A 12,541-nucleotide genomic window follows, 5' to 3' on the forward strand; every position below is an offset into this window, starting at 1 on the left:
CAGGAGATGGAAGATAAATGACAAGTGAATTTACAGTTGCAGTTCACGGGCTGGTTTTTCTGGCTCACAAAAAAACAGTATTTTCCAGTCAAGCCTTGGCAAAAAATGTATGTACAAATCCAGCCAGGATTCGTAAAGTCATGTCTAAACTGAAAAATGCACATTTAGTGGAGACAAAGGAAGGGGCTGAGGGAGGATACTGGTTTTCAGGGGATACAAGGAAAATTACTCTTAAAATGGTGGCGGACAGCCTGCAGGTATCCTTTGTTAATTCGTCCTGGAAAAGCGGGGGAGATTGTGAGGACTGTTTGATTGCTTCTGGAATGGCAGATGTGATGACAGACCTGTACAGCCAGCTGGACCAGGGCTGCAGAGATCAGCTGGACAAAATTACTATCGCCCAAATTGAAGAAAGGATTTTTAAAAAGGTTTAGGACAGGCATATGAAAAAAGTAAATTATAAGTCTTTGCCGGAAAAAACTGCAGATGTGCTTTCTGATATGCTTTACAGGGAGAATTACAGGGTAGGGATGAAGCTGCCTAATGAGCTGGAATTAGCGGAGCGTTTGGAGGTCAGCAGAAATACTGTCAGAAAGGCAGTTCATATTTTAGAAGAAAGACAGCTGTTAGAGGTGAGAAGGGGCTCCGGAACCTTTGTATCCGCCAGGCTGGGAATGAGCGACGATCCCTTAGGATTTTCCGCTGTCTGCGATAAGAACAAACTTGTACGCGATCTTTTAGATATTCGTCTGATGATTGAGCCCAGAATCGCTTCTCTGGCTGCAGAATACGCTTCAGGCAGTGAAATTGAACATCTGCGGAGCATTTGCCGTGAAATGGAAATTTTAATGGACAAAGGGGATAAGTATTACGAAAAAGATATGGAATTTCATATTTTCATTGCAGGATGCAGCAAAAATCTGGTGGTGCACAATCTGCTGCCTTATATTCACCAGGCCATTATTCTGCAGGAAAATGTGGACAGCCGGAGAATGGGGAAAAAAACTATGGACGCGCACTGGAGAATATTTAAGGCTATTGAGGGGCGCCACTGCAGCGAGGCGGAGGAAGCTATGAGAGCCCATTTAATTCAAAACAGAGAGAGAATATTAAGAGTTCAGGAAGAAACAGAGAAAAAGAACAAATTTGTATAAAATTATAAAAAACTCAGGGAAGCAGTTCCTTTTGTGCACATCATATTGAAGAGAAGAAAATGCCATGGTAAAAAATAACTATGGCGGAAGGTTCCGCAAGGGGCACACTTTTTTAACTTACACAAAAAAGGAGAGAATTTTAGATGAAACAATATGATGTGGCAGTAATAGGAGCAGGCGTGGTAGGATGTGCAGTGGCCAGGGAGCTGAGCAGATATTGTCTGAAAACTGCAGTTTTAGAAAAAGAACTGGATGTGGCCTGCGGCAACTCCAGCAGAAATACAGGAATGCTTCACGCAGGATTTACTTATAAGCCGGGGACCTTAAAGGCTGAGTGCGCAGTGGAGGGAAACCAGGAATTTGATCAGGTGGCAGAGGAATTAAATATTCCTTTTAAAAGAACAGGAAAACTGGTAGTTGGATTTGACGACCACGACAGAGAAAATATTTTAAAATTTAAAGGCATTGGAGAAACAAATGGGGTAAAAGGCCTGAAAATGATTGACAAAGAAGAGATGAACCGCATCGACCCCAGCGCAGGCGGGGAATTTGCTATGTACGTGCCTTCCTCAGGTATTTTAGATCCTATGCAGTATACCATTGCCCTGGCGGAAAATGCCTGTGAAAACGGGGTGGAGTTTTTATTTAGCCATAAAGTAGAAAATATTGTAAGAAAAGACCAGGCTTATGTAATTGAAACAGAAAAAGAAGAGGTACAGGCTAAGTGGGTGATTAACTGCGCAGGCATGTTTGCCCCGGAGATTTCACAAATGTTAGGGTATCCTTATTATGAGACAAAGGGCTTTAAGGGAGAGTACTTTATTTTAGACAAAAAAGCAGGAAAGCATATTAGAATTCCCATTTATCCTGCTCCTAACGACAAGGGCGGATTCGCCACCCACGCGACGCCCACTGTGGACGGAAACGTGTTGGTAGGACCTGACTCTTATGTGACAGAGGACAGAGAAGATTATAAGGCTACAAAAGAACATTTAGACGGACTGATTGCAGACGGACAGAAAATGTTCAAGCATATGAAAAGAGAATATTTTATCAGGAATTTTGCCGGAATCAGGTGGAAACGGTATAATCCTGAAACAGGAGAAATTTTAGATTTTCTTTTAGAGGCTGACCAGAAAAATCCTAACACAGTAAACCTGGTAGGTATAGAATCTCCTGGAGTAACCTGCGCTTTGCCTTTAGCCAGAAGGGCGGTAAAGCTTTTGGTTGAAAAAGAGAATCCAAAGAGAAATCCAGACTTTAATCCGGTGAGAAAGGGCATACCAAGATTTTCAGAAATGACTTTGGAGGAGCAGAAGGCTGCTGTCAGGGAAAATCCAGATTACGGTGAAATTGTATGCCGCTGTGAAACAGTGACAAGGGGAGAGATTTTAAAGGCAATTCACAATCCGTTAGGGGTACATACAGTAACAGGAATTAAAAACAGAACCAGAGCCACCATGGGCAGATGCCAGGGCGGATACTGTGAAACCAGAATAACAAAAATGATTGAGGAAGAGTTAGGCATTTCTCCGGAGGATGTAAGATTTTCCAAAGAAGGCGGTTATATGTTTACAGGGAAGGTGAGGGAAGACTAATGAGACATACAGATGTTGTGATTATTGGAGGCGGCCCGGCAGGCTTAGCAGCAGCAGTAAAATTGTGGGAGCAGGGGATTAGAGATATTCTGATTTTAGAGAGAGAACATCACCTGGGAGGGATTTTAAGACAATGTATTCACGACGGATTTGGCCTTACCAGATTTGGAGAAACATTAAGCGGCCCAGAATACGCCCAGCGTTTTATAGATCAGGTGGAAAAATATAAAATCCCTTACATAACAGATGTAACAGTAATCGGTTTAGATAAAGAAAAAAAGGTGACGGCTGCCCATAAAGAGGGAATTCTGGAAATTCAGGCTAAGGCAGTAGTTTTAGCAATGGGCTGCAGAGAAAGAACAAGAGGAGCCATCAGCATACCAGGAGAGAGACCGGCGGGAGTGTACACGGCAGGTGTGGCTCAGGCATATATGAACCTGCAGAATATAATGGTGGGAAAAGAAGTTATAATTTTAGGTTCCGGCGATATTGGAATGATTATGGCCAGAAGAATGACATTAGAGGGAGCTCATGTGAAAGGCGTTTTTGAGGTTCAGCCATATGCCAGCGGCCTTCCCAGAAACGTAGAGCAGTGTTTAAACGATTATGGAATTCCCCTTAAATTAAGCCATACAGTTACAGACATTAAAGGCAGAGACAGGCTGGAATCAGTGGTGATTTCCCAGGTAGATGAGAAAATGCAGCCGGTGCTGGGAACAGAAGAAGAATACCCATGCGATACTTTGATTTTGTCCGTAGGACTGATTCCGGAAAACGAGCTGTCCTTGATGGCAGGGGTAAAGCTGGATGAAAGGACAAAGGGGCCTGAGGTAAATGAGAAACATGAAACGACTGTGCCGGGAATTTTTGCAGCGGGAAATGTGCTTCAGGTTCACGATTTAGTAGACTTTGTGTCCATGGAAGCTGAGGAGCTGGCAGATTCTGTGGCAGAATATATAAAGAAGGATGAAAAAGCAGAGACAGAGCATACACAAGGGGAAGAGGCTGAAGAATATATGGCGGACGTGGTGACAGATGGAAATGTCAGCCATACAGTACCTCAGAAAATCAGTGGGAAAAAGGATATCCGTCTATGTATGAGAGTCCGCAGACCTATGAAGAACTGTGCAATACAGCTGATTCAGGGCGGAAAAGTAATACAGGAGAAAAAAATGAAAAAAGCAATTCCCGCTGAAATGATTCAGATTCCGGTAAAAGCAGGGATTCTGAAGGAAAAGGAAAATCTGGAGGTAAAAGTAATATGGTAAGAGAATTTACATGTATTATGTGCCCTATGGGATGTGATATAATAGCAGAGTACGAGGGAAAAGAAATCTTGTCAATTACAGGTCAGACATGTAAAAGAGGAGAAGAGTATGTAAGACAGGAAATGACCAGTCCCATGAGAAATATTGCTTCTTCAGTTTTAGTGGAAAACGGGGAACTGCCTTTAACCAGCGTCCGCCTGACAAAGGCGATTCCCAGGGACATGATTTTTCAGGTTATGGAGGAAATCAAAAAGCAAAAATTGCAGGCCCCTGTGGCCGCAGGCCAGGTGATTATTCAAAATGTGCTGGATCTGGGAAGCGATGTAATTGCCACAAAAAATGTAAAAGCAATGTGACAGCTTTATAAGGGGGAATTTACATGGCTAATATTGGGCTGCTGCTGCCTAAATACACTATACTGGAATATGCAAAAGAGGTACTGCAGGAAAGCGGTGAAAATGTAAAGGTATTAAAGGTTATAGACGACGCCAACGCAGCGCTGGAGGCCGGAAAAGCCATTCAGGAAGGGGCGGAGGTAATAATCGCCAGAGGTTTTCAGGCTTATTGTATAAAAAAAGAAGTGAATGTTCCTGTTATAGATATGACCTTAACCACACAAGAAATTGGCATGATGATCTTAAAAGCCAAAAAGCAGCTGAAAAAGGAATGCCCGGTGATTGCCATTATTGGATGGGAGAACATGTTTGGCAATGTGGACCATTTGGAAGAACTGTTTCACATCCGTCTGCATATGTATTATTTAAAGGGCATGGACGAGCCTTACGGAAAGGTGGAGCAGGCCATAGAAGAAGGGGCGGACCTGATTATAGGCGGAGTTCGTGTAAATCAGATTACATTTGAAAAAAGGTTTCCCTCTTTGTTTATAGAAAGTAAGCAGGATTCTGTAAGAGAGGCGCTAAAGGTAGCAAAAAGCGTAGCCAATGTAATTGATCTGGAAAAGCGGAACAACGCTCAGTTAGAAACTGTGTTCGACACCTCCTTTAACGGGATTATGAAAATCAATTCTTACAGGGAAATTGTGGCTGTAAATAAAATGATGGAGGATATTCTGGGGAAAAAGGCAAAGGAGGTAATCAGCTTTCCTGTGGAAAAGGTATTAAAAGGCATCAGTACAGGAGAAATTGACAGGCTGATTGCCGGAGAGCAGGGGATGTACTCCAGTTCCATTTTAGTAAATAATCAGTTTCTTATGTTGGTAGGCGCTCCTATTCAGCCGGATGAAAGTATAAACGGTGCCATTATTACGTGTCACAGAGTCAAAGGGCCAGGAAAAACAGATGAGGAGCAAAGGCAGCAGCTGTTTATGAACGGATATGTAGCCAGGCATAATTATGAAGATATTATGAGAACCTCTCCGGCAATGAAGCGCTGCATAGAATTGTCCAGGGCTTATGCCCCCTCGTCGGCTCCGATTTTAATACGGGGAGAAGTAGGGACGGAAAAAGAAATTCTGGCAGAGGCCATTCACAATAACAGCGTGGCAAAAGACGGCCCATTTATTACATTTAATTGCAGCGCTATTCCAAAAGAAAAGCAAAGACGGTTTTTGTTTGGAGACGAGACGGCGGATAAGGACAAAGAGGACCAGGAAAGAGGGGCATTTGAAAAGGGCCTTTACGGAACGATTCTGCTCCAGGAAATCGAAAACATATCCTTGGAATGTCAATATCTTTTATATAAAGCTATTTATGAAAAAATGTTTTTGTATCACGATGTGTGGGTAAAGAGAAGAATGCCGGTTCGGATTATTGCCACCACCTCCCTGGAGCTTTTGAATTTAACAGAGCAGGGAAGGTTCAGGGAGGACCTGTATTATCTTTTAAGTACCTTAAAGCTGGAGGTGCCTTCGGTGAGAAACGAGATGGATTACATGAAGGCTACAGCAAAGCGTTTTATACAGAAATATATGGAAAAGTACTCCAGATATATGGAAATAACAGAGGAGGCATACCAGGTTTTAGAGGAGCATCCCTGGAAGGGAAATATGATTCAGCTGGAGGCTTTTTGTGAAAAAATTATTTTGCTGGCTCAAAAGAAAAGGGTGGACGCAGGATTTGTGAGAACACTTATATATGACACATACCCTGGCGTCCAGGTGATAAACGGGGAGGAACGCCTTGTTATTTATAATAATCCGGAGGCAGTAAAAATAGGAGAATTAATGGAGGAGTGTAAGGGAAACAGAACATTGGTGGCAGAAAAAATGGGCATCAGCACTACTACCTTGTGGAGAAGAATTAAAAAATATGGGATTGCCCAGAAGTACGGATTTTAATTACATATTTAAAATCTGTTTTGCCAGGAGAATTTCCTGATCAAACAGGCGGACAAGAAGGCTGCAGGCTTCATCGTATGCAGCCTTATCTTTGTTTTTTAGGGCAGCTTTGTAAAACCCGCTTTTCACAGCCTGCCATTGGCTGTAATATGATCTGGAGTAAAATAGGCCGGCGTTATCCGGCTCTATTTGTCTGGCCTTCAGAAATTGTTTATACATATAACGTCCTGTCATCAACCCGTCTATATACTTAGCTGGCAAAACCTTGGTATCTTCAGAACCGCCGATCCATATTTTCGCCTGACAAAGAAAGTGGTCCAGGGTTTTTTTGTGGGTCTTTAATACCTCCAGGGCCTGATCTGATAAATCTGTTGTTTCTTCTAAAAATGCAGGGGATGCCTTTATTTTTTTCACAGGAATCAGGGCATAAGAAAGAGAGACCAGCAGGTGAGCAGAATATTTCTGGCCGTATAAGCCATAAGTGGGATCAAAACAGGTTTGCTGTTCCCCATCTCCTTTTTCGGCAATAAAATAATGAGGACCGTGATGCAGTTTATAAAGGGGATTCCATGGAATGTGGTAAGCGTCCATGCCTGCAATGATATAGCAGCCGTTTTGAGTATTTTCAAAGCCATTTTCCTTATCTGACATTAAAATACACGGGGATTCTAATTTCATTCCCATAGCTTCCAGGGTATCCGGCATTCTGCAGGTCAAAAACACCTGGCAAATAAGATCATATCTTAAATTTCCTTCAGACCAAAGGGTAGAAAAAGCTTTGGTATAATCTAATCCAAAGGCGTTAGCCAGCGTAACTATGCAGTCGTGATAACAGTTAAGACCTTGAAAATGAATCAGCTCCAATGCATTACTCCTTCTTAATACGTTGATTTTTACCTGTAGACGTTTTCTTTAAAGATTCCTTCAGATTAATGATTTTTGGGCATTTATAATCTGCCAGGTGGCCGGAACACCAGTCCTGAATCATTTCAGGCGCAACATCAGGCCCTGACGGAACAATATCAGCACATACAATTTCTATTTCACTTCCCGGCTCAGGAACTTTACTGTAAACAAAACAGTCCTTTATTAAGGGGCAGCTTAACAGCCTGGTTTCCACCTCCTCCGGATATACGTTAAATCCCCGAACAAGAATCATATTCTTTTTTCTCCCGCAGATATAAAGATAGCCGTCATTGTCAAAGTATCCAATATCTCCGGTGTGCAGCCAGCCCTCCAGAAGAATTTCCTCAGTAGCTTTTTTATTTTCATAATATCCCAGCATAATATTGGGACCTTGAGCCACGATTTCTCCAGACTGATTTGGCTGATCTGTCCGCCCCTTTTCCGTTTCTATCATCACCTTTACTCCAGGAAGGGGAATCCCTACAGAATCCAGTTTATCCGGGGGCAGCCCCTGGTAAGGCTGCGCAATAAGAGGGGAGGCTTCAGTCATCCCGTAACCTGACCAAAATCTGACCTCAGGAAATGCACGGCTGAGCCGTTTTAATGTACCCCAGGGGGCCTTACTTCCTCCAAATCCCAAATATCTTAATGCAGAAAGGTCATAGGGAATGGTACGGCCTAAGGTGCGTTCCATAAGAATTGCAACTAAGGTCCCGCCGTCATAATGGCTGATTTTATGTTTTTGTACAGCCTGATAAAAGGTGTTTAAGGTAAAATTTTCCGCCATAGGAATCATAGGAAATCCCTGAAGGATGCAGGAGAATGTTACCAGCAGACCGTAAATTCCAAAAAGAGGGGTGCCTAAAGCGTAACGGGGGTCAGGGTCCTGAAATTTTTCATATCCCATATGTTTGATATAAGCGCGAACTGTAAAAGCCACATTATTTTCAGACAGCTGAACAAGTTTTATGCGGCCTGTAGTTCCTGAAGATGACAGAAGCAGCATTGGCGTATCAGGCGGTGGGGATTCTACTTCAGGAGCGGGATGAGAAAGCGCAGGCAAATGATCTGCAGTAAGTACAGCCGGCTCAGTTTGACAGTAAGAGGCTGCTGCGTCGCAAAGCGGCCGCAGCTGACTGGAGGTTATAATTAAGGTGACAGGCATCTGCCTCAGCAAATCGGAAAGCTCATCTGCACTAAGGCGGTGATTGATTGGGAAAGCTGTCCATCCCGCCTGGAGGACTGCAAATAAAGCGGCCAGAAAATCAGCCCCGTCATTGAGGAAAATTACGGCAATAGGCCGCCTGTTTTTTGTTTCGTTTTCCTTTGGAAATAAGGCTTGTATTTGCGCGGCCTGCCCGGCTAATTGACTATAAGAAATCCACTGTTCATCTTGAAGAATGGCAGGAGTATTCTGATCTTTTCTTTTCTGTAAAGCCTCCCTGATCATAGATGTTCCTCTCTGGCTTTCAATTCTATTTTCTGATTCACCAAATCTATAATACGCCCTACTACCAGGCAGTCCTCCATTTCCAACAGCTGAATTGTAATGCCAAAATGGTCTTCCAAAGTTAATAAAAGGCTGACATAGGACAAAGAATCCATGTGAAGATCTTTATAAAGGTCAGTTGTCTCCGTTATAGAGACAGGCAGCGGAGTTTCCTGGCGTATAAGATGAATAATTTCATTTTGTACAGACATGAGGCTGCTCCTTTCTATATGATTATTGCGGCGTATGTAAACAGGGGATTTTTAAAGTGGCAAAAGCTGTGCTGCAGATCCCCTGTTTTATTTTAAGCTATATTGATCTACAAAAATGCCTCCGCTGATAGACGCGGTCATATATTGCTCTGTTGTTGTCCCTTCTGCAGTCATGCCGGTAATTATGGTGATTAATGTGCCTGCGGAAATTGGGATGGACGCTCCTGTTAAGTTAGTTCTCCGAACTGTGTATTTAGGAATTTCGGCTCCGCTTACATAAGGCGGAAAATATACAATGCTTTCTGGAATAACAGTAAATGTTAAGCTGTTTTCAGCTCCTGTGGCCAGACACATAAAAGGCCGGAGAATAACGCCGGGATCCAGATTTAAGGATTGCCGGTTGGCAAATACTCCATAAAAATTCTGCACAGTGCCGTTAAAAGGCATTACAAAGGAGGCCGGGTAAGATTTATTTTCCGTGATAGTAATAACTCCTGAAGCCCACTCTCCAGGATCTAAATACATTTCGTAACCGTTTTCACTGCCAAAGCCTACATAGATAATTCGGTTGGGAGCTCCTGTGTTATCAGTGCTTAACTCAGCTCCTGAAGAGTTTCTGTTGGACAAGGAAAAGGGGATCGTGGCGGCGGTAGGTCCTCTATCTCCCTGAGGTCCCACAGCTCCTGTTTCACCTTTTAGTCCGGTAGCTCCGGTGGCGCCTTGCGGCCCGGCAGCCCCTGTTTCACCTTTTAGCCCGGTAGCTCCGGTAGGGCCTTGCGGCCCGACGGCTCCCTGGGCCCCCTGAGGTCCCATAGGTCCGGTAGCCCCCTGAGGTCCTGCTGGTCCCCGTTCTCCCTGCAGTCCGGCAAGTCCTTGTATCCCTTGAAGCCCTTGAGACCCGGTAGCTCCTGCCAGTCCTTGCAGTCCCTGTATGCCCTGAGGCCCTGAAATTCCCCTGGCGCCCTGAGGTCCTGGTATACCTGGAGTTCCTGCGATTCCCTGGGGTCCCATAGGCCCCATAGGTCCTGGTATTCCTTGAGGTCCTGCAGGTCCCTGTTCTCCCTGAGGTCCCATAGGCCCAGGTATGCCCTGAGGCCCTGTAGGTCCCGGTATGCCCTGTTCTCCGGCAGGTCCTGGAATTCCTCCCCAGCACTGGGGACAGCGGCATTGAGGACAGCATCCGCGTTGAGGCAAACGGCAGGTATTCATAGGGCAAGTCGGCTGGTATATTGGCTGATACGTGGGCTGATAGGGATGATAACAGCCGTCAGGCCAATAGTTATATGACATGAGATTACCTCCTGTTCTGGAAATAAACATACTAAAAATCCTTGTATATTCCTATATAAGATATGTACATCCAGACAAAAATGTGACTGAGTATAAATTTCACCAGAAATATATACAAGATATATTTTGGCTGATTTTTGCGGGGGGAGGAAAAAATGATAGTGAAATAATTGAAATAAAAAGTGAATGAAATATTTCAAATAATGAAATAAAAGCGGAAAAGTAGAAAATCACTAATAAATTCTATATTTTATGTCAATAGATATCCAAATTGCACAAATATATAATAAGATTAAAAATAATTACTGAAAAGGAGGACGGTTTATGATGTACGCAGCTTTTTCTCTTCCCAAGGTTCCGATTATTTATTCTACCAGCCATATGCTTGTGCCTAAAATTATGGGGGTAGTTATTGCAGCCCTGCTGGCGCTGATTTTAATAACTGAGACGGCTGCCAAAAAAAGGAGAGGAGAAAAACTAAAACCTGAAAGAAAAAAGTTTTTTCTGCCAGGTTATGATAAGAAAAAGTTTTGGGGCGTTGTAGTTTTATCTGCAGTTTATGTAGTTCTTTTAAAAGTAATTCGCTTTGTACCGGCCAGTATGATCTGCATCTTTTTGTACGGAGTTTTATTTGAGGGAAAACGAGAAAAAATATCTCTGGCAGTGTCCGGCATATCAGCAGTTGGTTTTACAGTTGTAGTCTGGTTTGTATTTGGGTACATGTTTAATATTACTTTGCCTTAGAGAGGGGGGAAAAGCGATGTTTGAAATAGGAATTTTTCAGGTTTTAGTCTGTATTTTCGGCGTTGTAATGGGAATTATTTTCGGCGCGCTGCCAGGTATGACGTCTACAATGGCGGTGGCGATTTTCCTGCCGTTAACTTATGCCTATGACATGGGCACTGCCTTATATCTTTTGCTGGGATTATATGTAGGAGGAATCTCTGGCGGGTTAATTCCGGCGGTTCTGATTAACATTCCCGGCACGCCTTCCTCTATTACAACATGTTTTGACGGATACCCAATGGCTAAAAGAGGGGAGGGAGAAAAAGCGCTGAAAATCGGTATTGTTTCATCCTTATTTGGAGGGATATTCAGCTTAATTGTGCTTTGGCTGTTTACGCCTGTATTGTCCTCTATTGCCATTAAATTTTCCGCAGTAGAAAAATTTCTCCTGATTGTATTTGCCTTAACTGTAATTGCGGCCCTGTCTAAGGGCAATATGCTCAGGGGAATTTTTGCAGGATGTCTTGGGGTGATGGTGTCTTTGGTGGGAGTATTTTCAGACAACAACATGGTGCGCATGGTGCCTGGACCTTTTACTATTTCTCTGAGAAACGGATTTTCCCTGCTGCCGGTGATTATCGGTCTTTTTGCTATTTCTCAGATTTTAGAGGAGGCTGAAATGGGGATGAAAAAGGCAAATTACAGCTTGTCAGACGAAAAAGGCAGCAGATTTTCCCTGTCCCTATTTAAAGGCCAGTTTATAAATTTAATCCGCTCCGCAGGTATAGGAACATTTATGGGAATCCTGCCTGGAGTGGGAGGAAGCGCGGCTTCTATTTTGGCTTATTCCCAGGCCAAAAGCTTTTCAAAGCACCCGGAAAAGATGGGCACAGGGGCAGTAGAAGGTTTAGTGGCCAGCGAAACCTCCAACAACGGTCTCACAGGCGGAGCTTTAATTCCCTTGCTTTCACTGGGAATTCCAGGAGATTCAACAACTGCAGTTTTAATTGGGGCTTTTATGCTTCAGGGAGTGGCGGTAGGACCTTTATTTATTAAACAAAATCCTGTTACGTGGAATACAGTGCTGGTAGCTTTGCTGCTGTCTAATATAATCATGTTCCTGATTATGTTTTTTGCTATTAAATATATATCTAAAATTATATATATACCTAAAACCAGACTGTACCCTGTAATTATTTTAATGTGCGTAGTAGGCGCTTATGCGGCTAACAACGGAATTATGTTTGACATCTGGGCTATGTTTATATTTGGAGCAGTAGGTTACATATTTAATAAAATCAATATTCCAAACGCGCCGTTTTTAATTGGATTTATTTTAGGAAAAGACTTTGAAAGATATTTTATTGATTCCCTGAAAGGCTCTGACGGCAACCTGGCAATTTTCTTTACAAGGGGTCCCCTTGCCTGGGCCTTGTGGCTGATGATATTGGCCTCAGTGGTATATGCGGTGTTAGACAATAAAAAAAATAGTTGAGCCCTGTGTGCGAAACTATTTGCTGCCTAAAGTCAGTGTTGGCAGAGTTTGGGGTTCCCATAAATTTTATGGAACAAGAAACAAGTGAAATCAAAATAATGGAAGGA

12 protein-coding genes are annotated in these 12,541 nt (G+C 43.2%); 8 read left to right on the top strand and 4 right to left on the bottom strand.

Annotation, left to right across the window (positions count from 1 at the left end; translation table 11 throughout):
* Positions 1-17: 17 nt before the first annotated feature.
* From C1A07_RS13145 to C1A07_RS13170, 6 genes are all read left to right on the top strand, one after another.
* On the top strand, positions 18-434 hold the full coding sequence (locus C1A07_RS13145) for an RrF2 family transcriptional regulator (RefSeq protein ID WP_101877499.1): 417 nt from the start codon (positions 18-20) through the stop codon (positions 432-434).
* Positions 435-443: 9 nt separating this feature from the next.
* The gene (locus C1A07_RS13150) at positions 444-1,154 is read left to right on the top strand and encodes a FadR/GntR family transcriptional regulator (protein WP_101877500.1); all 711 of its coding nucleotides are present in this window, start codon (positions 444-446) and stop codon (positions 1,152-1,154) included.
* A 143-nt stretch (positions 1,155-1,297) separates the two neighbouring features.
* Positions 1,298-2,752, top strand: coding sequence for an NAD(P)/FAD-dependent oxidoreductase (locus C1A07_RS13155; RefSeq protein ID WP_101877501.1), 1,455 nt, complete (start codon positions 1,298-1,300; stop codon positions 2,750-2,752).
* Entirely contained in the window at positions 2,752-4,020 is a 1,269-nt protein-coding gene (locus C1A07_RS13160; RefSeq protein ID WP_101877502.1) for an NAD(P)/FAD-dependent oxidoreductase, read from the top strand. The genes C1A07_RS13155 and C1A07_RS13160 overlap by 1 nt, the downstream gene beginning before the upstream one ends.
* Positions 4,014-4,376 carry a DUF1667 domain-containing protein gene (locus C1A07_RS13165; RefSeq protein ID WP_101877503.1) on the top strand — a complete coding sequence of 121 codons (363 nt, stop codon included), beginning with the start codon at positions 4,014-4,016 and terminating at the stop codon, positions 4,374-4,376. The genes C1A07_RS13160 and C1A07_RS13165 overlap by 7 nt, the downstream gene beginning before the upstream one ends.
* A gap of 23 nt (positions 4,377-4,399) precedes the next feature.
* A complete protein-coding gene (locus C1A07_RS13170) occupies positions 4,400-6,316 on the top strand; it encodes a sigma 54-interacting transcriptional regulator (RefSeq protein WP_101877504.1) in 1,917 nt (638 codons plus the stop codon).
* Here C1A07_RS13170 and C1A07_RS13175 read toward each other — a convergent pair whose 3' ends face one another.
* From C1A07_RS13175 to C1A07_RS13190, 4 genes are all read right to left on the bottom strand, one after another.
* Positions 6,317-7,180 carry a hypothetical protein gene (locus C1A07_RS13175; RefSeq protein ID WP_101877505.1) on the bottom strand — a complete coding sequence of 288 codons (864 nt, stop codon included), beginning with the start codon at positions 7,178-7,180 and terminating at the stop codon, positions 6,317-6,319.
* 4 nt (positions 7,181-7,184) lie between these two features.
* The gene (locus tag C1A07_RS13180; protein ID WP_101877506.1) at positions 7,185-8,672 is read right to left on the bottom strand and encodes a class I adenylate-forming enzyme family protein; all 1,488 of its coding nucleotides are present in this window, start codon (positions 8,670-8,672) and stop codon (positions 7,185-7,187) included.
* Positions 8,669-8,923, bottom strand: coding sequence for an acyl carrier protein (locus C1A07_RS13185; RefSeq protein ID WP_101877507.1), 255 nt, complete (start codon positions 8,921-8,923; stop codon positions 8,669-8,671). The genes C1A07_RS13180 and C1A07_RS13185 overlap by 4 nt, the downstream gene beginning before the upstream one ends.
* A gap of 87 nt (positions 8,924-9,010) precedes the next feature.
* Positions 9,011-10,213 carry a collagen-like protein gene (locus C1A07_RS13190; RefSeq protein WP_242972320.1) on the bottom strand — a complete coding sequence of 401 codons (1,203 nt, stop codon included), beginning with the start codon at positions 10,211-10,213 and terminating at the stop codon, positions 9,011-9,013.
* Positions 10,214-10,537: 324 nt separating this feature from the next.
* On the opposite strand from C1A07_RS13190, the gene C1A07_RS13195 reads away from it, so the two are divergent.
* Both C1A07_RS13195 and C1A07_RS13200 read left to right on the top strand, forming a co-directional pair.
* Positions 10,538-10,957 carry a tripartite tricarboxylate transporter TctB family protein gene (locus C1A07_RS13195; RefSeq protein ID WP_101877509.1) on the top strand — a complete coding sequence of 140 codons (420 nt, stop codon included), beginning with the start codon at positions 10,538-10,540 and terminating at the stop codon, positions 10,955-10,957.
* A 16-nt stretch (positions 10,958-10,973) separates the two neighbouring features.
* The gene (locus C1A07_RS13200) at positions 10,974-12,434 is read left to right on the top strand and encodes a tripartite tricarboxylate transporter permease (protein WP_101877510.1); all 1,461 of its coding nucleotides are present in this window, start codon (positions 10,974-10,976) and stop codon (positions 12,432-12,434) included.
* The last annotated feature ends 107 nt before the right edge of the window (positions 12,435-12,541 follow it).

It is taken from the genome of Lachnoclostridium edouardi, assembly GCF_900240245.1.
Lineage (GTDB): Bacteria > Bacillota > Clostridia > Lachnospirales > Lachnospiraceae > Lachnoclostridium_A > Lachnoclostridium_A edouardi.